24 protein-coding genes are annotated in these 25103 nt (G+C 69.7%); 14 read left to right on the top strand and 10 right to left on the bottom strand.

Going from position 1 to position 25103, the window contains the following annotated elements:
• Positions 1–27 precede the first annotated feature (27 nt).
• Complete coding sequence (trxA, locus tag AK36_RS16565; protein WP_034192645.1) at positions 28–873, top strand: thioredoxin; 846 nt, start codon at positions 28–30, stop codon at positions 871–873.
• 31 nt (positions 874–904) lie between these two features.
• Here the strand turns inward: trxA and tcdA are convergent, their stop codons facing one another.
• The gene (gene tcdA / locus AK36_RS16560) at positions 905–1762 is read right to left on the bottom strand and encodes a tRNA cyclic N6-threonylcarbamoyladenosine(37) synthase TcdA (RefSeq protein ID WP_034192646.1); all 858 of its coding nucleotides are present in this window, start codon (positions 1760–1762) and stop codon (positions 905–907) included.
• 129 nt (positions 1763–1891) lie between these two features.
• On the opposite strand from tcdA, the gene pdxH reads away from it, so the two are divergent.
• The 3 genes from pdxH (at position 1892) to AK36_RS16545 (ending at position 5206) form a co-directional block, all read left to right on the top strand.
• Entirely contained in the window at positions 1892–2536 is a 645-nt protein-coding gene (pdxH, locus tag AK36_RS16555) for a pyridoxamine 5'-phosphate oxidase (protein WP_014723527.1), read from the top strand.
• Positions 2537–2663: 127 nt separating this feature from the next.
• Positions 2664–3884, top strand: coding sequence for an SAM-dependent methyltransferase (locus AK36_RS16550; RefSeq protein WP_014723528.1), 1221 nt, complete (start codon positions 2664–2666; stop codon positions 3882–3884).
• A 23-nt stretch (positions 3885–3907) separates the two neighbouring features.
• On the top strand, positions 3908–5206 hold the full coding sequence (locus AK36_RS16545) for a DUF72 domain-containing protein (protein WP_045578836.1): 1299 nt from the start codon (positions 3908–3910) through the stop codon (positions 5204–5206).
• A gap of 66 nt (positions 5207–5272) precedes the next feature.
• On the opposite strand, the gene msrA is transcribed toward AK36_RS16545, so the two are convergent.
• Positions 5273–5833, bottom strand: a complete 561-nt coding sequence (gene msrA, locus AK36_RS16540; protein WP_045579433.1) for a peptide-methionine (S)-S-oxide reductase MsrA — start codon at positions 5831–5833, stop codon at positions 5273–5275.
• Positions 5834–6069: 236 nt separating this feature from the next.
• Between msrA and AK36_RS33720 the strand changes: the two genes are divergently transcribed.
• From AK36_RS33720 to AK36_RS16525, 4 genes are all read left to right on the top strand, one after another.
• Positions 6070–6264, top strand: a complete 195-nt coding sequence (locus AK36_RS33720) for a hypothetical protein (RefSeq protein ID WP_126220429.1) — start codon at positions 6070–6072, stop codon at positions 6262–6264.
• 110 nt (positions 6265–6374) lie between these two features.
• The gene (locus AK36_RS16535) at positions 6375–7781 is read left to right on the top strand and encodes a selenium-binding protein SBP56-related protein (RefSeq protein WP_045578835.1); all 1407 of its coding nucleotides are present in this window, start codon (positions 6375–6377) and stop codon (positions 7779–7781) included.
• Positions 7778–8443 (top strand): hypothetical protein, encoded by a 666-nt coding sequence (locus AK36_RS16530; RefSeq protein ID WP_014723533.1) that lies wholly within the window; start codon positions 7778–7780, stop codon positions 8441–8443. Before AK36_RS16535 ends, AK36_RS16530 begins: the two co-directional genes overlap by 4 nt.
• Before the next feature lie 414 nt (positions 8444–8857).
• Positions 8858–9367 (top strand): flavin reductase family protein, encoded by a 510-nt coding sequence (locus AK36_RS16525; protein WP_011885865.1) that lies wholly within the window; start codon positions 8858–8860, stop codon positions 9365–9367.
• Here AK36_RS16525 and AK36_RS16520 read toward each other — a convergent pair.
• Positions 9354–9854, bottom strand: a complete 501-nt coding sequence (locus tag AK36_RS16520) for an Lrp/AsnC family transcriptional regulator (RefSeq protein ID WP_006477992.1) — start codon at positions 9852–9854, stop codon at positions 9354–9356. The genes AK36_RS16525 and AK36_RS16520 overlap by 14 nt on opposite strands.
• A gap of 130 nt (positions 9855–9984) precedes the next feature.
• On the opposite strand from AK36_RS16520, the gene kynB reads away from it, so the two are divergent.
• The 6 genes from kynB to AK36_RS16490 all read left to right on the top strand — a co-directional run bounded on the left by kynB (position 9985) and on the right by AK36_RS16490 (position 17334).
• Positions 9985–10626 (top strand): arylformamidase, encoded by a 642-nt coding sequence (gene kynB, locus AK36_RS16515; protein WP_045578834.1) that lies wholly within the window; start codon positions 9985–9987, stop codon positions 10624–10626.
• A 26-nt stretch (positions 10627–10652) separates the two neighbouring features.
• Positions 10653–11903 carry a kynureninase gene (gene kynU / locus AK36_RS16510; protein ID WP_085954491.1) on the top strand — a complete coding sequence of 417 codons (1251 nt, stop codon included), beginning with the start codon at positions 10653–10655 and terminating at the stop codon, positions 11901–11903.
• A gap of 65 nt (positions 11904–11968) precedes the next feature.
• Positions 11969–12886 (top strand): tryptophan 2,3-dioxygenase, encoded by a 918-nt coding sequence (kynA, locus tag AK36_RS16505; protein ID WP_011885868.1) that lies wholly within the window; start codon positions 11969–11971, stop codon positions 12884–12886.
• Positions 12887–13282: 396 nt separating this feature from the next.
• A complete protein-coding gene (dalD, locus tag AK36_RS16500) occupies positions 13283–14677 on the top strand; it encodes a D-arabinitol 4-dehydrogenase (RefSeq protein ID WP_011885869.1) in 1395 nt (464 codons plus the stop codon).
• A 140-nt stretch (positions 14678–14817) separates the two neighbouring features.
• A complete protein-coding gene (gene xylB, locus AK36_RS16495) occupies positions 14818–16299 on the top strand; it encodes a xylulokinase (protein ID WP_014723539.1) in 1482 nt (493 codons plus the stop codon).
• Positions 16300–16335: 36 nt separating this feature from the next.
• On the top strand, positions 16336–17334 hold the full coding sequence (locus AK36_RS16490; protein ID WP_174479786.1) for a sugar-binding transcriptional regulator: 999 nt from the start codon (positions 16336–16338) through the stop codon (positions 17332–17334).
• A 201-nt stretch (positions 17335–17535) separates the two neighbouring features.
• Here AK36_RS16490 and AK36_RS16485 read toward each other — a convergent pair whose 3' ends face one another.
• From AK36_RS16485 to AK36_RS16455, 7 genes are all read right to left on the bottom strand, one after another.
• On the bottom strand, positions 17536–18645 hold the full coding sequence (locus AK36_RS16485) for an ABC transporter ATP-binding protein (RefSeq protein ID WP_045578833.1): 1110 nt from the start codon (positions 18643–18645) through the stop codon (positions 17536–17538).
• Positions 18646–18700: 55 nt separating this feature from the next.
• Positions 18701–19399, bottom strand: a complete 699-nt coding sequence (locus AK36_RS16480; protein ID WP_011885873.1) for an HAD family hydrolase — start codon at positions 19397–19399, stop codon at positions 18701–18703.
• Entirely contained in the window at positions 19396–20247 is an 852-nt protein-coding gene (locus AK36_RS16475) for a carbohydrate ABC transporter permease (protein WP_014723543.1), read from the bottom strand. The genes AK36_RS16480 and AK36_RS16475 overlap by 4 nt, the downstream gene beginning before the upstream one ends.
• The gene (locus AK36_RS16470) at positions 20244–21191 is read right to left on the bottom strand and encodes a carbohydrate ABC transporter permease (protein ID WP_045578832.1); all 948 of its coding nucleotides are present in this window, start codon (positions 21189–21191) and stop codon (positions 20244–20246) included. Before AK36_RS16470 ends, AK36_RS16475 begins: the two co-directional genes overlap by 4 nt.
• Before the next feature lie 112 nt (positions 21192–21303).
• Positions 21304–22629 carry an ABC transporter substrate-binding protein gene (locus tag AK36_RS16465; RefSeq protein ID WP_011885876.1) on the bottom strand — a complete coding sequence of 442 codons (1326 nt, stop codon included), beginning with the start codon at positions 22627–22629 and terminating at the stop codon, positions 21304–21306.
• Between the two features lie 117 nt (positions 22630–22746).
• Entirely contained in the window at positions 22747–24105 is a 1359-nt protein-coding gene (locus AK36_RS16460; protein ID WP_045578831.1) for a D-tagatose-bisphosphate aldolase, class II, non-catalytic subunit, read from the bottom strand.
• Positions 24093–25049: a sugar kinase gene (locus AK36_RS16455; protein WP_045578830.1), complete on the bottom strand. Its 957-nt coding sequence runs from the start codon at positions 25047–25049 to the stop codon at positions 24093–24095. The genes AK36_RS16460 and AK36_RS16455 overlap by 13 nt, the downstream gene beginning before the upstream one ends.
• Positions 25050–25103 lie beyond the last annotated feature (54 nt).

The following is a 25103-nucleotide window of genomic DNA, read 5'->3' as shown; positions in this document are numbered from 1 at the left end:
GAACACATTCGAACTGCAGAGAACGACATGGACACCACGCTTGCCACTTTCGAGAAAGACGTCATCGAGGCGTCGCTGGACACGCCCGTGCTGGTCGACTTCTGGGCGCCGTGGTGCGGCCCCTGCAAGACGCTCGGGCCGTTGCTCGAAAAGCTCGAAGCCGATTACGCCGGCCGCTGGAAGCTCGTCAAGGTGAACGTCGACGAGAACCAGGAGCTTGCCGCGCATTTCCAGACGCGCAGCATCCCGCACGTGATCGCGTTCGCCGACGGGCGCCCGGTCGATCAGTTCATCGGCGTGCTGCCGGAAGGCCAACTGCGCGAGTTCCTCGATCGGCTGCTGCCGGCGCCCGACGAAGCCGAACGCCGCGCCGCACAATACGCGCTCGCCGAGTCACGCTTCGACGACGCGCTCGCGCACCTCGAAGCGGCCCTCGCGTTGAACCCCGGCTTCGACGACGCACGGCTCGACCTGATCGAACTGCTGCTCGCGAACAACGAGGTCGACGCGGCGCGTGCCGAGGCCGAGCGCCTGTCGCCGCAGACGCTGCAGGCCGATCCGCGCTACCAGGCGATCAAGACCCGTTTCGACGCGCTGGACGCGACGGCCGACCTGCCGCCGACCGACGCGCTCGAAGCCCGCATCGCCGCGAATCCCGGCGATCTGGACGCGCGCTTCGACCTCGCGCAGAGCCTGATCGCGCGTCGCGCGTACGAAGGCGCGCTCGAGCAGTTGCTGGAGATCGTGTTGCGCGACCGCGCGTACGGCGACGACCTCGGCCGCCGCACGATGATTTCGGTGTTCGAACTGGCGGGCGACCGCCCCGAGCTGGTCGCCGCGTGGCGGCGCAAGCTGAGCATGGCGCTCAATTAATGGAGGAGGCGGGGGCTGGCTGGTTTCCCGATCAGCGCACGGCCCGCGCCGCAATCGCGCGCAACGCATGCGCGGCGGCCGCGAAGCCGAAGCTCGCGGTCACGCACACGCTCGATCCGAACCCCGCGCAATTGAGCCCCGCGACGTGCGCGGCGGCCGACGGCTCCGCGCCGTCCTCGAGGTCGCACGCGGCCGCCTCCGGATAGATCAGCGGCTCGTCCGAATACACCGCGCTGACCTTGAAGCGCGCCTTCGGACCGCGCGCAAAGCCATGCTGCTTGCGCAACTGCGCGCGCACCTTCGACAGCAGCGGGTCCTGGATCGTCAGCGCGAGATCGTCGATGCGGATCCGGGTCGGGTCCAGTTGCCCGCCCGCGCCGCCGACCGTCACGAGCGGCTGCCCTTTCGCGACGCACCATGCGATCAGCGCGACCTTCGTGCGCACGCTGTCGATCGCGTCGATCACGTAGTCGAAGCCGCCGCCGAGCAGCGCGTCGAAGTTGTCGGCCTCCACGAAATCCTCGACCCGGTTCACGCGACACGCGGGATCGATCAGCGCGATGCGCTCGGCCATCGCGTCGACCTTCGGCTTGCCGAAATTGCCGTCGAGCGCGTGGATCTGCCGGTTCGTATTGCTTTCGGCGACGTTGTCGAGATCGATCAGCGTCAGCGTGCCGACCGCGCTGCGCGCCAGCGCCTCGGCCGTCCACGACCCGACGCCGCCGATGCCGATCACCGCCACGTGCGCGCGCTCGAACGCGGCGAGCGCCGGCGCGCCGTACAGCCGTGCGATACCGCCGAAGCGGCGCTCGCGATCCACGTCAAGCTGGATCGGCGGGCTCGCGGTAAGATCGGAGGAACTGGGCAGGGCAGCGTCGGCAGCGGGCATGGCAGCAAGGAAAACGTAAGTCGTGCGGCCCTCTATTTTGCCTGAACTCCCCCGCCTTTCCTCGCGACGGTGTACGCACGATTCTCGCGCGTTCGCTATACTGGCCCCCGATTGAAGCGTTTGCATAACATGACGACACTCGCCGATCTCCGCATCAACTATTCGCGTGCTTCGCTCGACGAGGCCGACGCCGCCCCCGACCCGTTCGTCCAGTTCGACCGCTGGTTCAAGGAGGCGCTCGCCGCCAAGCTGCCCGAGCCGAACACGATGACGGTCGCCACGGTCGGCGACGACGGCCGGCCGTCGGCCCGAATCCTGCTCATCAAGGCCGTCGACGAACGCGGGTTCGTCTTCTTCACCAATTACGAAAGCCGCAAGGGGCACGACCTCGCCGTCAATCCGCATGCGGCGCTGCTGTTCTACTGGATCGAGCTCGAGCGCCAGGTGCGCATCGAAGGCCGGATCGAGAAGACCAGCGCCGACGAAAGCGACCGCTATTTCGCCTCGCGCCCGCTCGGCTCGCGCATCGGCGCATGGGCGTCCGAGCAGAGCACGGTGATCGACAGCCGCGCGACGCTCGAGGCGCGCGAGAAGGAAGTCGCCGCCCGCTACGGCGAAAATCCGCCGCGTCCGCCGCACTGGGGCGGCTACCGCCTCGTGCCCGACGCGATCGAATTCTGGCAGGGCCGCCCGTCGCGGCTGCACGATCGACTGCTCTATACGCGCGACGACGCCGCGGCGACGGGCTGGTCGATCTCGCGCCTGGCGCCGTAAGCGACGCCGCAGCAGCGCCGGCGCCGGCCGTATCTCGTGTTGCAACCGGGCGCCCGCATCGCAAGATGCGGGCGCCCGGTCAGAAAACCTGGCTGTATTCGATTCAACGAACAAACGGAGATTCCAAATGTTCTGGGAAAAGAAGCTGGCACAGTGGGCGGACGAAGTACGGACGAAGGCGAACTTACCGGCGCGCCTCGTGTTGTGGAACGGCGAGCAACTCGATTTCGGCACGTTCAGCGCGCCGCAGGTCACGCTGAAGGTCAACAGCGCATCGGCGTTGCCGCTGCTGCTCGAGCCGAGCCTCGACAACCTCGGCGAGGCATACGTGAAGGGCAAGATCGACATCGAGGGCCGGCTGTCGGACATCATCAACATCAGCTACTCGCTCGCGCGCAGCACGGTCACCAGCGCGAGCAAGCTCGCGCGCGTGCGGCGCTACTTCAATCACACGAAGAGCACCGACAAGAAGGCGATCCAGTACCACTACGACGTGTCGAACGAGTTCTACAAGCTGTGGCTCGACGAGAACATGGTGTACTCGTGCGCGTACTTCGAGAACGGCGATGAAGATCTCGCGACCGCGCAGATCAAGAAGATCGACCATATCCTGACGAAGATCCAGCTCGAGCCCGGGCAGCGGCTGCTCGACATCGGCTGCGGCTGGGGCGCGCTCGTGCTGCGCGCCGCGCAGAAGTTCGGCGCGACGTGTCTCGGCGTGACGCTGTCGCAGAACCAGTTCGATCTCGCCACCGCGCGCGTGAAGGCGGCCGGCCTCGAGGACAAGATCGAGATCCGCCTGCAGGACTATCGCGAAATCGACGGGCAATTCGACCGCATCACGAGCGTCGGGATGTTCGAGCACGTCGGCCGCAAGAATCTGCCGCTCTACTTCTCGCGCGTGCGCGAGCTGCTCGCCGACGACGGCATCGCGATGAACCACGGCATCACGTCGACCGACGCGGAAAGCGGCGAAACGGCGCTCGGCGGCGGCGAATTCATCGATCGCTACGTGTTCCCGGACGGCGAGCTGCCGCACATCAGCCTCGCGCTCGAAGCGGCGCAGCGCGGCGGGCTCGAGGCGGTCGACATCGAGAGCCTGCGGCGGCACTATGCGCGCACGCTCGAAATCTGGACGGAGAATTTCGAGGCGAACGCCGAACAGGCGCGCGGGCTCGTCGACGACGAGAAATTCCGTATCTGGCGCGTGTATCTCGCCGGCTGCGCGTATGCGTTCGAGCACGACGACGTGTCGATCTTCCAGATCGTGTGCCGCAAGGCCGGCCGCAGCGCGAAAACGTTGCCGTGGTCGCGGCGCTACATGTACGAACACGCGCTGCCGCGCTAGGCGGCGCTTCACGCTGGGCATGCATGGGTGACGGCAGCACGCGGCGCAACGCGCGACCGCAACGACAGCAGCGCGACGGGACGCCGGGACCGGGTGCCGACGCGCAATTCGACCTGTTCGGCGCGTCCGCCGACGATGCATGCGCGGGCCCGGGCCCCGGTGCCGCAGGCAATCCCGAACCGGCCGGCGAGCACGCGGCGCCGCAAGAACGACGCCCGGCGCGCGCTGATCGAGCGTCGCCGCGCGCTACCGACGACCCCGAACCGCCCTCGCCTGAATCCGGCCTGCTGTGGGACGAGCCGCCTCCGCCGGCCGCACCGCCGAAGCGCGCGCGGCGCGGGCGCGGCGTGCCGCCCGCGCCGGTGTCCGCCGAGGTCGCCGAACTGGCGGCCGCGCTGCCGCCGAACGTGCGGCTCGGCACGTCGTCGTGGTACTTCCCCGGCTGGAACGGCATCGTCTTCGACGGCGACTTCGCGCAGTCGAAGCTGTCGCGCGAAGGGCTCGGCGCGTATGGCGCGCACCCGCTGCTCCGGAGCGTGAGCCTCGACCGGTCGTTCTACGGCCCGCTGTCGGTGGCCGACTATCTGCGCTACGCGCAGCAGGTGCCGGACGATTTCCGCTTCGTCGTGAAAGCGCCCGCGTCCGTGACGGACGCCGTGGTGCGCGGCCGGCGCGGCGAACCGTCGGGACCGAACCCGACGTTCCTCGACGCCGCGCTCGCGACGCATGAATTCGTGCAGCCGTGCATCGATGGCCTGGGCAAAAAGGCCGGCGTGCTGGTGTTCCAGTTTTCGCCGATGCCCGATCAGTTGCTCGCCGACCCGGCCGCGCTGATCGAGCGGCTGGCCGCGTTCTTCGCGGCGTTGCCGCCGCTGCCGCCGGAGCCGGACGGCACGCGCTACGCGATCGAGATCCGCGACGCCTGCCTGCTCACGCCGCGCTTCATCCGGACGCTTGCGGCGCTCGGCGTTCGCTACTGCGTCGGCCTGCATGCGCGCATGCCGGACCCGCTGCGCCAGGCGGCCGCGCTCGCGCTGCTCGACGGCGATGCGCCCGGCCCGCTGATCGTGCGCTGGAGCCTGCACGGCGGTTTCAAGTACGAACAGGCGAAGGCGAAGTACGAGCCGTTCGACCAGCTCGTCGACGAGGACCCGGCCACGCGTTCGGCGCTCGCCGAGCTGGCCGCGCGCTACGCGCTGGCCGGCCAGCCGGTGATCATCACGATCAACAACAAGGCGGAAGGCTCGGCGCCGCTGTCGTGCATTGCGCTCGCGCGGGAGATCGTCGCCGCGTGTGCGCGGTGGAGCAGTGAAGCGGCGTAGCGGCGTAGCGGCGGACAGCGAGCCGCCGCCGAGTGACGCGCTCCTCACGCGCCCCTCACGTACCACTCACGCGCCGCGCTGCGACTTCAGCCGATGCGCGAACTTCTGCCGGAATTTCGCGAGCTTCGGCCCGATCACGACCGAGCAGTACCCCTGCTCCGGATTGCGCGCGTAATAGTTCTGGTGATAATCCTCGGCCGGCCAGTAGTTGCCGTCGAGCGGCACGACCTGCGTGACGATCGGCTGCCCGAACACCTGCTCGCGCTCGAGCTCGGCGATCACGTCGAGCGCGGTGTCGCGCTGCGCATCAGAATGCGTGAACACGACGGAACGGTATTGGGTGCCGACGTCGTTGCCCTGCCGGTTCAGCTGGGTCGGATCGTGCGTCGCGAAGAAGATCTCGAGGATCTCGCGATAACCGATGCGCGCGGGATCGAATGTCACGTTCACCACTTCCGCATGTCCGGTATCGCCGTCGCACACGTCGCGATAACCGGGATTGCGCGTGTGGCCGCCCGCATAGCCCGACTGGACGGCCGTCACGCCGTCGACGTCGAGAAACACGGCCTCCGTGCACCAGAAGCAGCCGCCGCCGAGCGTCGCGGTTTCAAGCATCTCGTTCACCATGAAGTTGAGTACCTCGTTGAAGGTAGCGGCCGGCACGCGCGCGTGCCCGGCTCGCCGGTCCGTATCGCCGCTGCCCGGTCGCCCGGCGCGCAGCGGCACGCGTTCAAGTATCTCACTCGCACGAAAAACCGGCAGACAGGCATGCGCGCGCCGCGCCCGACCCGCCGCGCATTTCTCGTCTACACTTAGGCACGCTTCGCCGCGACGGCGCCCCGCCGCGGCCGCACGCAGCGCCGATGCATGCCCGCCCCGATGCCAACGTCATCCGCCGGAACATCGATATGCACGCCTTAGCAGATACCGTCCGCCTCGCAGGCGAACCGACCGACGCGCATTGCGCCGCGTCGTTCATCCGATCGCATTGCGACGCAACACGCGTGCGTGAGCGGCGCGCGTCGGATGCCGCTTCTTTCCGCACCGTTTCCACCTGACGTACCGCAGCGCGCGCCGCGGCGGCGCGTTCGCCCCGCGCAGCGCTTGCCCACGCATGGCCGGACCGCGGCGCACCCGTGATTCGACACCACCGACAGGAGGCACCACGATGAACATGCGGCCCGATCCGACCTTTCACGCCTCACCGGAGCTTGCGATGCAGGCGCCGCCCGAGGCGTTCGCCTATACGTTGTTGCTGAGCCCCGATTTTTCCAGACCCGACGCGCTCGCCGTCATCGACGTGAAGCCCGGCTCGGCGACCTACGGGAAGATCGTCCACACGGTGACGATGCCGCACACCGGCGACGAGTTTCACCACTTCGGGTGGAATGCGTGCTCGTCGTCGCTGTCGCCGCTGACGGGCCACGCCTTTCTCGAGCGCCGCTTCCTGATCATTCCGGGCCTGCGCTCGTCGCGCATCTACGTGATCGACACGAAGCCGCATCCGACGCAGGCGCGCATCCACAAGATCATCGAGCCCGACGAAGTGTTCGCGAAGACCGGCTACTCGCGGCCGCACACGGTCCACTGCGGCCCGGAAGGCATCTACGTCAGCACGCTCGGCGGCGCAGGCAAGGACGGCACCGACGGCGCGCCCGGCATCTTCATCATGGACTGCGAGACCTTCGACGTGCTCGGCCGCTGGGAAATCGACCGCGGCCCGCAGGACAAGCACTACGACTTCTGGTGGAACCTGCCGCGCGACTACATGGTGTCGAGCGAATGGGCGCTGCCGCCGCAATTCGAAAACGGCATCGTGCCGGAAGACCTGCTCGCCAACCGCTACGGGCACCGTCTGCACTTCTGGGACTTGCGCGCGCGCCGCAACGTGCAGACGATCGACCTCGGCGCGCAGCACCAGATGGCGCTCGAAGTGCGGCCCGCGCACGATCCGGCGCGCGAATACGGGTTCGTCGGCGTCGTGGTCGATACGGCCACACTCGAAGGCTCGATCTGGACCTGGTGGCGCGAAGACGGCAGGTTCCACGCGAAGAAGGCCGCGACGATTCCGCCGGAGCCGGCCGCGGCCGACGAATTGCCGCCGCTGCTGAAAGGCTTCGGCGCGGTGCCGCCGCTCGTGACCGACATCGACCTGTCGCTCGACGATCGCTTCCTGTACGTGTCGTGCTGGGGCACCGGCGAGATGCGCCAGTACGACGTGTCCGATCCGCATCGGCCGGTGCTCGTGGGCTCGGTGCGCATCGGCGGCATCGTGCGGCGCGCGCCGCATCCGAACGGCCGCGCGTTCGCGGGCGGCCCGCAGATGGTCGAAGTCAGCCGCGACGGCCGGCGCGTGTACTGGACCAACTCGCTGTACTCGACCTGGGACGACCAGTTCTATCCGGACGGCGTGCCGGCCGCGCAGGTGCTCGCGCACGCGGGGCCGGACGGCGGCCTCACGCTCGCCGACGACTACTGGGTCGAGTTCCCCGACGGCTATCGCGCGCATCAGATCCGGCTCGACGGCGGCGACTGCTCGACCGATTCCTTCTGCTACCCGTCGGTCAGGCGTTGAGCGCCACCCTGCCTGCGTCGCTCGCGCTGTGGGCGGCCGTGCTCGCGAGCGGCGTCTACCACGGGCTGAACCCCGCGATGGGCTGGCCGCTCGCCGTGTCGAACGCGCTGATGACGCGCCGCGTCGACGCGCTCGTCGCGGCGCTCGGCTATCTCGCACTCGGCCACGCGCTCGCCGTGTTCATGGTGATGCTGCCGTTCGGGCTGCTCGCCGCGTTGCTCGCGTGGCAGCCGGCGATCCGGATCGGCGCGAGCGTGCTCGTGATCGGCTTCGGCGCGGCGCTGCTGATCCGGCGCCGGCACCCGCGCGCGCTCGCCCGCATCGCGCCGGCGCGGCTCGGGCTGTGGTCGTTCGCCGTCGCGCTCGCACACGGCGCGGGGCTGATGCTGGTGCCGATCTATCTCGGGCTCTGCGGGCCGGACCGGGATGCCGGCCATCGCGCGGCCGCCACGCTGATCGACGCGCATCTCGGCACGGCGCTCGTCGTCGCGGCCGTCCATGCGGCGGCGATGGTCGGCGCGGGCGGCGTGCTCGCGTGGCTGGTCTACCGTTATCTGGGGCTGAAATTCGTCGCGCGCAGCTGGTTCAATCTCGATGCCGTATGGGCGTCGAGCCTGATACTGACCGGGGCGCTGTCGCTCGGGCTCGCCGCGGCGCGGTAGGCGGATGGCTGCGGTATGGCGGGAAGGGGCGCTGGCGGTGAGCTGGCTGCGCGGCGTCGTGGATGTCGGCGTTGCCGTGGATGCCGCAGTTGGCGTGGTTGCCGCTGCCGCCGTTGCCGCGGTTGCCGCCGTTGCCGCCGTTGGATGCCCTGGATGCCGAATGCCGCCGGCCGATTCGGTGTCGCGAATGCTGCGGATGCCCCGATGGCGCCAACGCCCCCCACCAATGTGCGCTACCTCACGCTCGCCCCGCGCTGGGCGTGGCGCGGAGGTCCGCCCCGCGCGATTCCGCTAGAATCGCGCCATGCGCACCACTTTCGAACCGATCGCCCCGGCCCCGTCGCCATTCGTCCGCCGCGCCCGTCGCATCCGCCGCGCGCCGCGCCCGTCCGTTTCGTCGTTGATGGCGGCCCGATGAAGCACGCCACTCCGCCCGATTTCGACTCGGCCGCATTTCGTCAGGCGCTCGGCCAGTTCGCCACCGGCGTCACCGTCATCACGACGCGCGCGCCGTCCGGGCAACTGATCGGCATCACCGCGAGCTCGTTCAACTCGGTGTCGCTCGATCCGCCGCTGGTGCTGTGGAGCCTCGCGCACAAATCGGCGTCCACGCCCGTATTCCGCAGCAACAGCCATTACGTGGTGAACGTGCTCGCGGCGTCGCAACTCGACCTGTGCAAGCGTTTCTCGACCTACAAGGGCGATCGCTTCGAAGGGATCGCGCACGCGGCCGGCAACTCGGGCATGCCGGTGCTCGACGGCGCGCTCGCCTGGTTCGAATGCCACAACCGCAGCCGCTACGACGAAGGCGACCATGTGATCTTCGTCGGCGAAGTCGAGCGTTGCGGCGTGCGCGCCGCAGCCGACGCCGCGCCGCCGCTGGTGTTCCACGGCGGCGGCTTCCACGGGCTCACACCGCTTTGATCGCCCCCGTGCGCGCCAGCCCGACCGGCGCGCCCGCTTCGTCCTTCAGCGTCTGCAGCACGATGTTCGAGCGGATGTCCATCACGCCGGGCGCCTTGTACAGGCGGTTCAGCACGAAATCCGAATAGTGCTTGAGGTTGTGCGCGAGCACGCGCAGCAGGTAATGGCTTTCGCCGGTCACGACGAACGCGCCGACCACCTCCGGCCATTCGCGCAGCGCTTCCGCGAAGCGCTCGTGCCACTGGTTTTCCTCGTTGCGCATCGACACCTGCACGAACGCCTCGAGCTCGAAGCCGAGCTTCTCGCGGCTCAGGCACGCACGGTAGTGTTCGATGACCCCTTGCTCCTCGAGCAGCCGCATCCGGCGCAGACAGGCCGACGGCGAAAGCGAGATGCGTTCGGCCAGGTCCAGATTGCTGATTCTGCCTTCCTCCTGCAGTACGGCGAGAATCCGGCAGTCGGTGGCATCGAGCGTGATCGCATGCATTTTTGGTCCCCCTTTTCCCTCTGAGTCGAATTATCTGCCAATCCGGCGGATTGTCCATGGTTATTTCGCAAGCACTTTCTGCGAGCGTCCACCTATCATTCGAAGGATCGATTCACCGATTCGTCATGCCATGGACACACTCTGGGACATCTCGCCGCCGCTCAGCCCCGCCACGCCCGTGTGGCCGGGCGACACGCCGCTGTCGGTCGAGCGCGTATGGCAGATGGAGGCCGGCTCGCCGGTCAACGTCGCGCGCCTGACGCTGTCGCCGCATACCGGCGCGCACTGCGACGCGCCGCTGCATAACGACGCCGACGGCGCGCCGATCGGCGCCGTGGCGCTCGGCGCGTATCTCGGCCCGTGCCGCGTGATCCACTGCGTCGGCGCAGCGCCGCGCGTGCAGCCGGTCGACGTCGAGGCCGCGCTCGATCGCGTGCCGCCGCGCGTGCTGCTGCGCACCTGCGCGCACGCGAGCGTCGAGCGGTGGGACAGCGATTTCTGCGCGGTCGCGCCGGAGACGATCGACCTGCTCGCCGCCCGCGGCGTGAAGCTGATCGGCATCGACACGCCGTCGCTGGACCCGCAGGAATCGAAGACGATGGATGCGCATCACCGCGTGCGCGCGCACCGGATGGCGATACTCGAAGGCATCGTGCTCGACGACGTCCCGGCCGGCGATTACGAGCTGATCGCGCTGCCGCTGAAGTTCACGACGCTCGATGCGAGCCCCGTGCGTGCGGTGCTGCGCGCGCTGCCCGGCCATTCCTCCTGATTACCGAACCCCTCATCGACATCATGATCAAGACCCGTGAAGACGCGCTCGCCCTCGACCGCGACGATCCGCTCGCCGCGCTGCGCGGCCAGTTCGCGCTGCCCGACGGCGTGATCTATCTCGACGGCAATTCGCTCGGCGCGCAGCCGCGCGCATCGGCCGCCCGCGCGCAACAGGTGATCGGCGCCGAATGGGGCGAAGGCCTGATCCGCAGCTGGAACACCGCCGGCTGGTTCGCGCTGCCGCGCCGCCTCGGCGACAAGCTCGCGACGCTGATCGGCGGCGCAGCCGGCGAAACGGTCGTGACCGACACGATCTCGATCAACCTGTTCAAGCTGCTGTCTGCGATGCTGCGCCATCAGGCCGAGCGCGCGCCGCAGCGCCGCGTGATCGTGTCCGAGCGCTCGAATTTCCCGACCGACCTGTACATCGCGCAAGGGCTGATCGAGCAGCTCGGCGGCGGCTACGAGCTGCGTCTGATCGACGATCCGGCGGAATTGCCGGCCGCGCTCGGCGACGACACGGCCGTCGCGATGATCACGCACGTGAACTACCGCACCGGCTACATGCACGACATGCCGGCCGTCACGCAGCTCGCGCACGACGCGGGCGCGCTGATGCTGTGGGATCTCGCGCACTCCGCCGGCGCGGTGCCGGTCGACCTGAACGGCGCGCGTGCCGACGGCGCGGTCGGCTGCACGTACAAATACCTGAACGGCGGCCCCGGCTCGCCGGCGTTCGTGTGGGTGCCGCATCGCCATCACGCGCATTTCTCGCAGCCGCTGTCCGGCTGGTGGGGCCACCGCGCGCCGTTCGCGATGCAGCCGGCGTTCGCGCCGGACCCGGGCATCGCGCGCTTTCTGTGCGGCACGCAGCCGATCGTGTCGATGTCGATGGTCGAATGCGGGCTCGACGTGTTCCTGCAGACCGACATGCAGGCGATCCGCCGCAAGTCGCTGGCGCTGACCGACGCGTTCATCGCGCTCGTCGAAGCGCGCTGCGCGGGGCTGTCGCTGAAGCTCGTCACGCCGCGCGCGCATCACCAGCGCGGCTCGCAGGCGAGCTTCGAGCATCCGCACGGCTATGAAGTCATGCAGGCGCTGATCGCGCGCGGCGTGATCGGCGACTACCGCGAGCCCGACGTGCTGCGCTTCGGCTTCACGCCGCTCTATACGCGCTTCGTCGACGTCTGGGACGCCGTCGACACGCTGCGCGACATCCTCGCCACCGACGCGTGGAAGGCGCCCGAGTTCGCCGAGCGCGGCGCGGTGACCTGATCCGTTACGCCCGGCGCGCCGGGCCCCGTCATGCAAATCTGGAGAAAGTCGTGAATTCTGGTCATATGCAGCCTCCCGGCGACGACGCGCCGGCCGGCTGCCCGTTCTCGGGCACGCGCGCCGCGCCGTCCGCTCATCAGGCGCCGGGCGATGCCGCGGGCGAGCCGGGCTGGCATAACGCGCAACTCGATTTCTCGAAGTCGATGAGCTACGGCGATTACCTGTCGCTGAATTCGATCCTCAACGCGCAACATCCGCTCTCGCCCGATCACAACGAGATGCTGTTCATCATCCAGCATCAGACCAGCGAGCTGTGGATGAAGCTCGCGCTGTTCGAGCTGCGCGGCGCGCTCGACGCAGTGCGTGGCGACGCGCTGCCGCCCGCGTTCAAGATGCTCGCGCGCGTGTCGCGGATCCTCGAGCAGCTCGTGCAGGCGTGGAACGTGCTGTCGACGATGACGCCGTCCGAGTATTCGGCGATGCGCCCGTATCTCGGCCAGTCGTCGGGTTTTCAGTCGTACCAGTACCGGCAGCTCGAATTCCTGCTCGGCAACAAGAACGTGCAGATGCTGCAGCCGCATGCGCACCGGCCCGAGATCCTCGCCGAGGTGCGCGCGACGCTCGAAGCGCCGTCGTTCTACGACGAAGTCGTGCGCCTGCTCGCGCGGCGCGGTTTCCCGATCGCGCCGGAGCGGCTCGAGCGCGACTGGACGCAGCCGATGCGCCACGACGAGACCGTCGAGGCCGCGTGGCTCGAGGTCTATCGTCACCCGCAGCAGCATTGGGAGCTGTACGAGATGGCCGAGGAGCTCGTCGATCTGGAGGACGCGTTCCGTCAGTGGCGCTTCCGTCACGTGACGACCGTCGAGCGCATCATCGGCTTCAAGCAGGGCACCGGCGGCACGAGCGGCGCGCCGTATCTGCGCAAGATGCTCGACGTCGTGCTGTTCCCCGAGCTCTGGCACGTGCGCACCACGCTGTAGCGCACGCGCGGCTCACGCGGCCCGCGCGTCGTGACGACGAGCGGGCCGCATCATATGCGCGCGGCAAGGCCGGCGCGGGCGGTCAGACGACGCTCGACGCGTTCCTCCGCCACCGTGGCGCGCCGGTGCAGCCGCTTCGGCACGCTGCCGCTATCTGCGCCGCCGCGCCGGTCTGATTCGCCGCCTGATTCGCCGCCTGATTCGCCGCCTGATTCGCCGCCCGCTTCCCCGCCCCACCCCGCCGCACCGCACCATCGAAATGCCCCGTCCCCGCCTTGACTTTCGCTCGCCCCAATACGATCATTCGCTCACACGTAGAGCAAATGATCGTATTCGACAGCGCGGATCGCCGGCTTCCCTGCCAGGCCGGCATCCGATCGCGACAGGAGACACCGGATGACCGCATCGCCTTCCGAGCACCCGCCCGTGCTGCTGCATATCGGCGCAGGCTCGTTCCATCGCGCGCACCAGGCGTGGTATCTGCACCGCGTGAACGCGGCCGTGCCGGCCGGCGAGCGCTGGACGCTGACCGTCGGTAACATCCGCGACGACATGCGCACGACGATGGACGCGCTCGCCGCCCAGCACGGCGCCTACACGCTCGAAACCGTCACGCCGCAAGGCGAGCGCGCGTACGAGACGATCCGCGCGATCTCGCGCGTGCTGCCGTGGTCGCCCGATCTGGCCGCGCTGATCGACGCCGGCGCCGATCCGGCGTGCCGGATCGTGTCGTTCACGGTCACCGAAGGCGGCTACTACCTCGACGAGCACAACCGCCTCGACCTCGCGAACGCCGATCTCGCAGCCGATCTGCAAGGCGCGCGCACGACGCTCTACGGCGCGCTCGCCGCGCTGCTGGCCGAACGCGTCGCGCGCGGCGCGGGCCCGCTCACGCTGCAGAGCTGCGACAACCTGCGCAACAACGGCGCGCGCTTTCGCGCCGGGATGCGCGCGTTCCTCGAGCAGCGTGGCGAAACCGCGCTGCTCGCGTGGTTCGATGCGCACGTGGCGACGCCGAGCGCGATGGTCGATCGCATCACGCCGCGCCCGACCCCGGACGTGCGCGAACGCGTGCGCGCGGCGACCGGCATCGACGACGCCTGCCCCGTGATGGCCGAATCCTTCATCCAGTGGGTGATCGAGGACCGCTTCGCGGCCGGCCGCCCGCGCTGGGAGCTGGCCGGCGCGGAGCTGGTGGACGACGTGCACCCGTACGAAGAAGCGAAGATCCGCATCCTGAACGCGACCCACAGCTGCATCGCGTGGGCCGGCACGCTCGCGGGCCACACGTATATCCACGAAGGCACGCACGACGCCGGGATCCGCCGCTTCGCGCACGACTACGTGACGCAGGACGTGATCCCGTGCCTCACGCCGAGTCCGCTCGACCTCGAACGCTACCGCGACGTCGTGCTCGAGCGCTTCGGCAACCCGTACGTGCTCGACACCAACCAGCGCGTCGCGGCCGACGGCTTCTCGAAGATCCCCGGCTTCATCGCGCCGACGCTCGCCGAATCGTTCGCGCGCGGCGCCGCGCCGATCGCCACCGCGGTGCTGCCCGCGCTGTTCCTGCGCTTTCTGGAGCGCTGGGCGCGCGGCCGGCTGCCGTATGCCTACCAGGACGGCGTGATGGACGAAGGCGCCGCGCGCGCGATCGTCGCCGCCGACGACCCGGTGCTCGCCCTGTGCGCATCGCGCGCGCTGTGGGGCACGCTCGCCGGCAACGCGGCGCTGCTCGACGCGCTGCGCACCGCGCTCGCGCGCGTGGACGCATGGCTCGCGCAGCGCTGATCGCGCCCCGCGCCGCCGCGGCCGCGGCCGCGGTCACCACGGCAGCACGCAAACACCCGCGCATTCGGGCGAACCTGCGTTGGCATGCACGCATGCGTGCGGCTAAAGTAGCGGCTCCTCACTGACGGAGCGGATCGCTCATGTATCTCGGCATCGACCTCGGCACCTCGGAAGTGAAGGTGCTGCTGCTCGCCCCGGACGGCACCGTGGTCGGCACCGCCGGCACGCCGTTCAGCGTGTCGCGGCCGCATCCGCGCTGGGCGGAACAGCATCCCGACGACTGGTGGCAGGGCACGCTGGCCGCGCTCGCGGCGCTGCGCGCGCAGCACCGCGACGCGTTCGCCCAGGTGCGCGGAATCGGCCTGTCGGGCCAGATGCACGGCGCGGTGCTGCTCGGTCGCGACGACCGCGTGCTGCGCCCCGCGATCCTGTGGAACGACATGCGCAGCGCCGACGAATGCGCGCTGCTCACCGAGCGCGCACCCGACCTGCACACCCTCGCCGGCAACCTCGCGATGCCCGGCTTCACCGCGCCGAAGCTGCTGTGGGTCGCGAAGCACGAACCCGACGTGTTCGCCGCGACGGCCTGCGTGCTGATGCCGAAGGACTACCTGCGCTTCCGTCTGACCGGCGCGAAGGTGTCCGACCCATCGGATGCGGCCGGCACGCTGTGGCTCGACGTCGCGCGCCGCGACTGGTCCGACGCGCTGCTCGCCGCCTGCGACATGACGCGCGCGCAGATGCCGCGCATCGTCGAAGGCAACGCGCCGTCGGGCATGCTGCGCGCGGACGTCGCGCGCGAGCTGGGACTGTCCGAAGCAGTCGTCGTCGCGGGCGGCGGCGGCGACAACGCGACCAGCGCGCTCGGCATCGGCGCGATCCACGCGGGCGACGGCTTCGTGTCGCTCGGCACGTCGGGCGTGCTGAGCGTCGTCGGCGACCGCTTCATGCCGAATCCGGCGTCGGCCGTGCACGCGTTCTGCCATGCGATCCCCGACCGCTGGCAACTGATGAGCGTCGTGCTGTCCGCGGCGAGCTGCCTGCGCTGGGTCTGCAAGCTGACGGGCACCGACGAGCCCGCGCTGCTCGCCGAGATCGAGGCGCTCGACGCGGACGCGCTCGCGACGGCGCCGCTGTTCCTGCCCTACCTGTCCGGCGAACGCACGCCGCACAACGATCCGTATGCGCAAGGCGTGTTCTTCGGGATGACGCATGCGACCGAGCGCGCGCATCTCGGCTACGCGGTGCTCGAAGGCGTGACGCTCGGCCTCGCCGACGGCCTCGACGCGCTGCATGCGGCCGGCGTCGAGACCGACCGGCTGTCGCTGATCGGCGGCGGCGCGCGCAGCGCGTTCTGGGCGCAGCTGATCGCCGACGCGCTGAACGTGCGCACGCGCCGGCACGGCGGCGGCGAAACCGGTGCGGCGCTGGGCGCCGCGCGGCTCGGCTGGCTCGCCGTCGGCGGCGATCCGCAGACGGTGCTGACCAAGCCGCCGGTGCGCGCCGAATACACGCCCGACGCCGCGCGCCATGCGCTGCTGCGCGAGCGCCTCGACGCGTTCCGCGCGCTGTATCGCCACGTGCGTCCGCTGTACGAGCCGTCGCGCGCGCGGCTCGCGTGAGCGCCGCGGCGGCGCGCCCGGCATGCGTTACAGTGGATGCCGCCGCGCCGCCCGACGGCCTGCCCAGATCCGAACCGAATCGCTATCGTGTCCAAGTCCTCAGAAAAACTCGATCTCGCCACGCGCGCCGCGTGGCTCTACTACGTCGCCGGCGACACGCAGAACGAAATCGCCGAGAAGCTGCAGGTGTCGCGCCCGGTCGCGCAGCGGCTGGTCGCGTTCGCGGTCGAGAAGAACCTGATCCGCGTGCGCGTCGATCACCAGCTCGCCGACTGCCTGGACCTCGGCGCGCAGCTGTCGAAACGCTACGGGCTCACGATGTGCGAAGTCGTGCCCGTCGATGCGGATGCGCCCGAGGCGATCGACCGCAAGCTCGCGGTCGCCGGCGCGCAGGTGATGGAGCGGTATCTGAACGAGACGCGGCCGATGGTGATCGCGGTCAGCAGCGGCCGCACGCTGAAGGCGGCCGTCGCGCAGATCGCGCAGATCGACCGGCCGCAGCACCGGCTCGTGTCGATGGTCGGCGCGATCGCCGCCGACGGCTCGTCGAACCGCTACGACGTCGCGCAGTACATCTCCGAGAAGACCGGCAGCAAACACTTCCTGCTGCCGGCGCCGCTGTTCGCCGACAGCGATGCCGAGCGCGCGCAATGGTGCAATCACCGGCTGTACCGGATCGTCGACGCGCTGTCGGCGCAGGCCGACGTCGCGTTCGTCGGCGTCGGCAACCTCGGCCCGCACTGCCCGCTCTACGAGGACGGCTTCATCACCGAACAGGAACGCGACGAGATGACCGCGCGCGGCGCGGTGGCCGAACTGCTCGGCGTGCCGATCGATGCACAGGGCAAGCTGGTCGACGTGTCGACCAGCGCGCGCGTGACGAGCGTCGCGCTCGACACGCCGCCGAAGCGCCCGACGATCGCGTTCGCGGGCGGCACGAAGAAGCGCGACGCGGTGATCGCGGCGCTGCGCGGCGGCTGGCTGTCGGGGCTCGTCACCGACGAGAGCTGCGCGCGGGCGGCGCTCGACGCGTGATGGGCGGCGGTCATCGCGACCGCTTCGTGATTTCAGGCGATCGCTAGCGAAGCATGGGGTGGACGAGCGCGCGCTCGGTCGTCGTCGTTGCGCCATGCGTGCGCATCGTCGGCCGATGTGCGTCGCGGATCGTTGCTGCTAGGCGCGCCGCCGTGCAATACAGCCTCGCCAACAGCCCCGCCCCCAAGCCCCCGCACCCGCTCACGCCGCCTTCGCATGCGCGGCCAGGCGCCGGAACGCGTGCCCCTGTTCGTCGAACAGATGGCAATGCCCGGCCTGCGCATGCAGATGCAGCGACTCGCCGCTGCGGTACGTATCGAGCGGCGGAATGCGCGCAATCAGCCCGTCCGGCGCGACCGGCGACTCCGCATACAGATACGCGGCGTCGCCGAGCGATTCGACGGCCATCGTCCGCGCTGCCACGCCGTCGGCCGCGTCGCCCACCAGCAGATGCTCGGGCCGCACGCCGACCGTCACGGCCGCGCCGCGCTGCAGTCCGGCCGCATCGACGGCGACGCGCTGCGTCGCGCCGCTGTCGAACCGCACCAGCACGCCGCCCGCATCGGCCGACTCGACCGTGCCCTTCAGGAAATTCATCTTCGGCGAGCCGATGAAGCCCGCGACGAACTGGTTCGACGGCGCGTGATACAGCTCGTTCGGCGTGCCGACCTGCTGCACCGCGCCGCCCGACAGCACGACGATCTTGTCGGCGAGCGTCATCGCCTCGACCTGATCGTGCGTCACGTAGATCATCGTGGTCTTCAGCTCGTCGTGCAGCCGCGCGAACTCCAGCCGCATCTTCACGCGCAGCGCGGCGTCGAGGTTCGACAACGGCTCGTCGAACAGGAACACCTTCGGCTTGCGCGTGATCGCGCGGCCGATCGCGACGCGCTGCCGCTGGCCGCCCGACAGCTGCTTCGGCTTGCGGTCGAGCAAGTGATCGATGTGCAGGATCTTCGCGGCCTGCTTCACGGCCTGGTCGATCTCCGGCTTCTTCGCGCCGGCGAGCTTCAGCCCGAACGCCATGTTGTCGTACAGCGTCATGTGCGGATACAGCGCGTACGACTGGAACACCATCGCGATGCCGCGCTTCGCGCTCGGCACGTCGTTGACCTTCGCGCCGTCGATCAGCAGCTCGCCGCTCGAGATGTCCTCGAGCCCGGCGATCATCCGCATCAGCGTGGATTTGCCGCAGCCGCTCGGCCCGACGAACACGACGAATTCGCCGTCGGCGATGTCGAGGTTCACGTTGCGCAGCACTTCGGTGTCGTCGTAGCGCTTCGCGATGTTGCGCAGGTGCACGCTTGCCATGATCTGTCTCCGTTCGTTCGTGATGCGCCGCGTTCGCCGCGGCGCGCAATCGTTGCTAGTTCGGCAGCACGGCGCCCGTCGCCTGCCAGCGCGCGACGTAGCCGGGCAGCTCGTGCATGTCGTCGAATACGTGGCGCGCGCCGATCCCGCGCAGCGCGTCGATCTGCGCGGCCGACGCGTGGCCGCCGCCGACGAAGCCGAGCACGGTCATGCCCGCCGCCGCCGCCGCGGTGATGCCCGTCGCGCTGTCCTCGACGACGAGGCATTGCGCGGGCGCGACGCCGAGCGTGCGCGCGGCCGCGAGATAGACGTCGGGCGCGGGCTTCGGCCGCGCGACCGCGTCCGCGCAGAACAGCCGGTCGCCGAAGAAGCGCGTGAGCCCGGTACGCGCGAGCGCCGCCTCGACGTACGCGCGATAGCTGTTGCTCGCGCACGCGGTGGTCAGCGCGATCTCGGCCAGCGCCGCATCGATGCCGTCGACCATCGGCGCGTTGACGGCCGCCGCTTCGACCGCGCGCCGGATCGCTTCGACGTCACCGTCCGTCAGCGCGCGGCCGAGCGCGCCGGCCGCACCGGCCAGCACGCGCTCGATGCGCAGGCCCAGCAGCGGCATCACGGCCGGCCGCGCGTCGACGCCGGGCCAGCGCGCCTCGAGCTCGCGCACGAGGACGTCGGCGGCGACGGCCTCGCTGTCGATCAGCACGCCGTCGCAATCGCAGATCAGCACGCTCGGTTCATGGCCGGCCGCCGTCATTTGACGGCCCCGAACGTGAGCCCGCGCACCAGCTGCTTCTGCGACAGCCAGCCGACGATCAGGATCGGCGCGACCGCGAGCAGCGAAGCGGCCGACAGCTTCGCCCAGAACAGGCCCTCGGGGCTCGAATACGACGCGATGAACACGGTGAGCGGCGCCGCGTTCGAGCTCGACAGGTTGATGCTCCAGAACGCCTCGTTCCACGACAGGATCACGAGCAGCAGCGCGGTCGACGCGAGGCCCGGCAGCGCCATCGGCATCAGCAGGTAGACGATCTCCTGCCACGTCGACGCGCCGTCGATGCGGCCCGCTTCGAGGATGTCCTTCGGGATCTCGTTGAAGTACGTGAAGGTCATCCACACGGCGATCGGCAGGTTGATCAGCGTGTAGACGATCACGAGGCCCGACACGGTATCGAGCAGCCCCGCGTTCTTCCACAGCAGATAGATCGGCACCAGCACGCCGACCGACGGCATCATCTTGGTCGACAGCATCCACAGCAGCACCTTCTGCGTGCGGCGGTTCGGGAAGAACGCCATCGCATACGCGGCCGGCACCGCGAGCAGCAGCGAGATCACGGTGACGCCGGCCGAGATCAGCACCGAGTTCCACGCGAACGCGAAGTAGTCGCTGCGCGCGAACACCTCGCGGAAGCTGTCGAGCGTCGGCACGAACAGCAGCGTCGACGCATACGCCTGCTGCTCGGTCTTGAACGCGGTGATCGCCATCCAGAAGATCGGAAAGAACAGCAGCAGCGCGATCAGCCACGCGAGCGCGCCGGGCAGCGCGCGGCGCACGAGCGCGAACGGGGCCGGCGCAGGCCGGCTTGCGAAAGTCAGGTCGCTCATTTCTCGTACTCCCCTTTCAGGTTGCGCGCGAGCATCCGCACCAGGAAGAACGACACGACGTTCGCGACCACGACGGCGATGATCCCGCCCGCGGACGCGAGGCCGACGTCGAACTGCTGCAGGCCGAGCGCATAGATCAGGTACGACAGGTTGGTGGTCGCGTTGCCGGGGCCGCCGCCCGTCGTCGTGTAGATCTCCGCGAAGATCGACAGCAGGAAGATGGTCTCCATCATCACGACCACCGCGATCGCGCGCTTCAGATGCGGCAGCGTGATGTAGAAGAACATCGCGATCGGGCCGGCGCCGTCGATGCGCGCGGCTTCCTTCTGCTCCTGGTCGAGCGACTGGATCGCCGTGAACAGGATCAGGAACGCGAACGGCAGCCACTGCCACGCGACGATCGCGATCACCGCGGTGAGCGGGTAGTCGGCGAACCAGTCGACCGGCGTCATCCCGAGCGCGCGCATCGCGTTCGCGACGAGCCCGTACACCGGATGCAGGATCATGTTCTTCCAGATCAGCGCGGCGACCGTCGGCATCACGAAGAACGGCGCGATCGCGAGCAGCCGCGCGATGCCCTGCCCGTAGAACTTGCGGTCGAACAGCACGGCCATCAGCACGCCGCCGACCACGGTGATCGCGAGCACCGCGCCGATCAGCACGAGCGTGTGCCAGATGGCCGGCAGGAACGACGGATCGGTTGCGAGAAAGCGGTAGTTGTCGAAGCCGGCGAAGCCCTTCACGTCCGGGTTCAGCAGGTTGTAGCGCGAGAACGAATACCAGATCGTCATCGCGAGCGGGATCGACATCCACAGCAGCAGCACCGCGACGGACGGCGACACGAGCCAGCTCGCGCCGCCGCGCGCGCGGCGCGGCGCATCGGGCGGCGTCGCCGCGTCGCCGACCGACGGCGCGTGGCTCAGGGGAAGACGTAGATGACGCATGATCGGATTCCTCCGGTTGATGCGCGGGCAGATGCGGCCTGCCCGCGCTTGCGCTGCGCCGGGCCGGGGCGCACGCGACGTGCGCGCCACGGCGCGGCGCGAGCGGCCTGCGTTACTTCCGGTAGCCGGCCTGGCGCACCGCGCGGTCGGCCGCCGCCTGGCCGGCCGCGAGCGCCTGGTCGACCGACATCTGCCCGGCGACCGCACCGGCGATCGCCTGCCCGACCACCGTGCCGAACGACTGGAATTCAGGGATCCCGACGTACTGCACGCCCGTGTACGGCACCTTCTTCAGCGACGGATCGTTCGGGTCGGCCGTCTCGATCGCCTTCAGCACGAACTCCGAGAACGGCGCGGCGGCCTTGTACTCGGCGCGCTGGTACGTCGACGTGCGCGTGCCCGGCGGCACCGACGCCCAGCCTTCGTCCTTGCCGACCATCTCGATGTACTGCTTCGACGTCGCCCACGCGATGAACTTGCGCGCGGCGTCCTGCTGCTTCGACGTCTTCGGGACCGCGAGCGCCCACGCCCACAGCCAGTGCGAGCCCTTCGGCGTGACGGCGACCGGCGCGGCCGCGAAGCCGATCTTGTCGGCGACCTGCGACTGCTGCTTGTTGTAGAGCATCCCGGCCGCGACCGTCGCGTCGATCCACATCGCGCACTTGCCCGACGCGGTCAGCGTCAGGTTTTCGTTGAAGCCGTTCGAGCTCGCTCCCGGCGGGCCGTCCTTCTTCAGCAGGTTCACGTAGAAGCCGATCGCCTTCTTCCATTCGGGCGACGTGAGCTGCGCGTTCCAGTTCTCGTCGAACCAGCGCCCGCCGAACGTGTTCACGACCGTCGACACGTACGCCATGTTCTCGCCCCAGCCGGCCTTGCCGCGCAGGCAGATCCCGTAGATGCCCTTCGACTTGTCGGTGAGCTTGTCGGCGAACTCGGCGACCTGGTCGTAGGTCGGCTGATCGGGCATCTTGAGCCCCTTCGCCGCGAACAGGTCCTTGCGGTAGAACGTCATCGAGCTTTCGACGTAGAACGGCAGCGCGTACAGCTGGCCGTTGTACGACAGGCTGTCGCGCGCGGTCTTCACGATGTCGTTGAGGTCGTAGTCGGCGGGCAGCCCGGTCATCGGCGCGAGCCAGCCGCGCTTGCCCCACTGCGGCGTCTCGTAGGTGCCGATCGCCATCACGTCGAACTGGCCGCTGCCGGTCGTGATGTCGGTGGTCGCGCGCTGGCGCAGCACGTTCTCCTCGAGGATCACCCAGTTCAGCTTGATGTCCGGGTTCGCCTTCTCGAACGCCGGCGACAGCTTCTTCAACTCGATCATGTCCGGGTTGTTCAGCGTCGCGATCGTCAGCGTGCCGGCCCACGCGGCGCACGCAGCCGTCGCGAGCGCGGCTCCGGCGAAGCAGCGTACGGCGGCATCGAGCGTCTTTCGTTGCATGGCATGTCTCCTGTGATTGTTCGAACTGTCGTCGGTGGTGCGTGTTGCGTGTTGCGTTGGTGGTGCGTGTTGTTGCGTCTTGCTGTATCCGTCGTGCTGCGCTTCGTTCGCAGCCGGTCACACCGGCCGCTGCATCCCGCACGCACGCGCATAGTGCGCGATCACGTCGCGGATCCGGTGGCGCACCCACGCGCGCGGCGCCTTCGCGAGCACGCCCGCGCGGCACGCCGCGTACACGTCCGGCAGCCACTGCGCGACGAGCGTCTCGGGCACCGGCTGGCGCGCGAGGTTGTCGAACAGCTGCTCGACCGCCGCCGCGACGGCCGGCTGCAGCCAGTAATAGCGGATCCGGTCGCTGTAGCCGAACTGACGCGCGAGCCGCTGCTCGGCCTCGTCGCCGCGGTAGTACGGCGCCCAGTGTTCGGGCTGCGCGCGCATCGCCGCGTCGACCACGTCGCGCAGCCGCGAGCGCAGCGCAACGTCGCCGATCAGCGCGTCCTCGATGAAGCTGAGCGCGAACAGCGCCTCGCGCAACGCGAAGGTCAGCGCGGGGCCGACCTTCAACACCGCGAAATGATCGCGCACGAGCGCGGCGAGCGCGTGCTCGGTCTGATAGTCGGTCGAATGCGCTTCGAACACGAGGCGCGGCACGCGCAGGATGCTCGCGCCGAGCGCCGCGGCCTTCGCGCTGTCGTAGTCGAGCACGTGGCGATCGTCGAAGTCCACGCCCGGCTGCGCGACGACCGCGACCACGCGCGTCCATGCGTCGTCGAGCCCGGCCGCCGCGAACGCGCTGCGATGCGCATCGAGCGTCGCGCCGATGCTGTCGCTGCGCGTGACGGCGATGCGTGCGATGGCCGCGCCGTCGGCGTCGCCGTCGGCCGACAACTCGCCGCCGGGCGTCGGCACTTCGGTGCCGATCACGTAGACCGGCGCGAGGCCGGCGCGCGACGCGGCGCTCTCGGCCGCGCGGCAAAGCTGCGCCGCGCGCGCGGCGATCGTGCGATCGTCGAGCCGCGCCGGATCGTCCGCGCACGCCATGCTCGCATCGAGGTGGATCTTCTCGAACCCGGCTTCGACGTATGCGGCGACCATCGCAGCCGCCTCGCGCATCGCGTCGGCCGCGCGGCGGTGCCGCCACGGATTCGGCCCGAGATGATCGCCGCCGAGCACCAGCGCCGACGGCGCGAGCCCGCAGCGTTGCGCGATCGCATCGACGTCGCGCCGGAAATCGCCCGGCGTCATCCCCGTATAGCCGCCGACGTGGTTCACCTGGTTGCAGGTCGCCTCGATCAGCAGCGGCGAGCCGTCCGCGCGCGCGGCCTCGCACGCGGCCTCGAGCACGAGCCGGTGCGCGCTGCAGACCGAATAGATGCCGCGCTGCGCGCCGCCGCGATTCGCGTCGAAGATCATCCGCAGCACGGTGTGCGCGTGCGCGGTGCGCGGCGGCTCGACCGTGCTCGTCAGGCCGGGCATGCGACACCCCGCTCGGTCAGGAACCACTCGATCTCGGCCGCGTCGCTGTTGCCCTCCATCGGGCCGCGCCGCGTGACCGCGATCGCGCCGGCCGCGTTGGCGCGGCGCAGCGCGGCGTCGGTCGGCATGCCGGCGACGAGGCCCGCGACCAGCGTGCCGCCGAAGCAGTCGCCGGCGCCGGTCGGATCGAGTTCGTCGACGGGCCACGCGGGCGCGTCGACGCGGCTCGTCCGGTCGAATGCGGCGCTGCCGGCCGCGCCGCGCTTGAGCACGACGCGCTCGAGCAGCGGATGCGTGGCGAGCAGCCCGGCGATCGCGCGCTCGGCCGGCTGCGGCCCGCAGAAGAACGGCAGATCGGCGTCGCTCGGCAGGAACAGATGGCAGGCGGCGAGCATCGCGTCGAGCGCCGCGCGCAGCGGCGGGAAGCTCAGCATCTCGGGCCGCACGTTCGGATCGAACGACACCTTCGCGCCCGCGCGCGCCGCCTCGATCACCCCGCGCTGCACCGCCGCGATCGCCGCCTCGCTCGTCAGCGACGAGCCCATCACGTGGAAGTAGCGGCAGCCGTCGAACATCGCGGCATCGACGTCGCCGGCGTCGAGGCAGGCGGCCGCGCTGGTCGCCAGATTGAACACGAAGCTGCGCGAGCCGTCGTCCCGATACGCGACGAACGCGGTGCCGGTCGGGCGCTCGACGCGGCGGATGCGCGCGACGTCGACGCCGTCGCGCTCGAGCCGCGCGACGATCGCATCGCCGAACGCGTCGCGCCCGACGCAGCCCGCATAGGCGACGCGAGCGCCGAGCCGCGCGGCCTGGTCGGCGAAGATCGCCGGCGCGCCGCTCGGGAACGGGCCGGCGAACAGGCCCGGTGCGTCGAAGCCCTGACCGCGTTCGAGCGCGACGAATTCGGCGAGCAGTTCGCCGACGATCACGATCTCGGCCATCATGCAGGCCCTCGTGCGACGGCGGCCGCGTGCGGCGGCTGCGTCAGGCTGGCG

The organism is Burkholderia vietnamiensis LMG 10929 (genome assembly GCF_000959445.1).
Classification (GTDB): Bacteria; Pseudomonadota; Gammaproteobacteria; order Burkholderiales; family Burkholderiaceae; genus Burkholderia; species Burkholderia vietnamiensis.
The sequence above is the reverse complement of the archived record's forward strand: the minus strand, read 5'-3'. Positions and strand labels throughout refer to the sequence as shown.

Bases quoted from the DNA above. Each gene is read 5' to 3' on its own strand.
- tcdA (WP_034192646.1), bottom strand. From the start codon at position 1,762: ATGCCCGCTGCCGACGCTGCCCTGCCCAGTTCCTCCGATCTTACCGCG.
- dalD (WP_011885869.1), top strand. From the start codon at position 13,283: ATGACCGCATCGCCTTCCGAGCACCCGCCCGTGCTGCTGCATATCGGC.
- AK36_RS16480 (WP_011885873.1), bottom strand. From the start codon at position 19,399: ATGACGGCGGCCGGCCATGAACCGAGCGTGCTGATCTGCGATTGCGAC.
- AK36_RS16460 (WP_045578831.1), bottom strand. From the start codon at position 24,105: ATGCCCGGCCTGACGAGCACGGTCGAGCCGCCGCGCACCGCGCACGCG.
- AK36_RS16470 (WP_045578832.1), bottom strand. From the start codon at position 21,191: ATGCGTCATCTACGTCTTCCCCTGAGCCACGCGCCGTCGGTCGGCGAC.
- msrA (WP_045579433.1), bottom strand. From the start codon at position 5,833: ATGGTGAACGAGATGCTTGAAACCGCGACGCTCGGCGGCGGCTGCTTC.
- AK36_RS16525 (WP_011885865.1), top strand. From the start codon at position 8,858: ATGAAGCACGCCACTCCGCCCGATTTCGACTCGGCCGCATTTCGTCAG.
- kynA (WP_011885868.1), top strand. From the start codon at position 11,969: ATGCAGCCTCCCGGCGACGACGCGCCGGCCGGCTGCCCGTTCTCGGGC.
- AK36_RS16535 (WP_045578835.1), top strand. From the start codon at position 6,375: ATGAACATGCGGCCCGATCCGACCTTTCACGCCTCACCGGAGCTTGCG.
- xylB (WP_014723539.1), top strand. From the start codon at position 14,818: ATGTATCTCGGCATCGACCTCGGCACCTCGGAAGTGAAGGTGCTGCTG.
- AK36_RS16550 (WP_014723528.1), top strand. From the start codon at position 2,664: ATGTTCTGGGAAAAGAAGCTGGCACAGTGGGCGGACGAAGTACGGACG.
- AK36_RS16485 (WP_045578833.1), bottom strand. From the start codon at position 18,645: ATGGCAAGCGTGCACCTGCGCAACATCGCGAAGCGCTACGACGACACC.
- AK36_RS16455 (WP_045578830.1), bottom strand. From the start codon at position 25,049: ATGGCCGAGATCGTGATCGTCGGCGAACTGCTCGCCGAATTCGTCGCG.
- AK36_RS33720 (WP_126220429.1), top strand. From the start codon at position 6,070: ATGCATGCCCGCCCCGATGCCAACGTCATCCGCCGGAACATCGATATG.
- AK36_RS16475 (WP_014723543.1), bottom strand. From the start codon at position 20,247: ATGAGCGACCTGACTTTCGCAAGCCGGCCTGCGCCGGCCCCGTTCGCG.
- pdxH (WP_014723527.1), top strand. From the start codon at position 1,892: ATGACGACACTCGCCGATCTCCGCATCAACTATTCGCGTGCTTCGCTC.
- AK36_RS16465 (WP_011885876.1), bottom strand. From the start codon at position 22,629: ATGCAACGAAAGACGCTCGATGCCGCCGTACGCTGCTTCGCCGGAGCC.
- AK36_RS16520 (WP_006477992.1), bottom strand. From the start codon at position 9,854: ATGCATGCGATCACGCTCGATGCCACCGACTGCCGGATTCTCGCCGTA.
- kynB (WP_045578834.1), top strand. From the start codon at position 9,985: ATGGACACACTCTGGGACATCTCGCCGCCGCTCAGCCCCGCCACGCCC.
- AK36_RS16490 (WP_174479786.1), top strand. From the start codon at position 16,336: ATGCCGCCGCGCCGCCCGACGGCCTGCCCAGATCCGAACCGAATCGCT.
- AK36_RS16545 (WP_045578836.1), top strand. From the start codon at position 3,908: ATGGGTGACGGCAGCACGCGGCGCAACGCGCGACCGCAACGACAGCAG.
- trxA (WP_034192645.1), top strand. From the start codon at position 28: ATGGACACCACGCTTGCCACTTTCGAGAAAGACGTCATCGAGGCGTCG.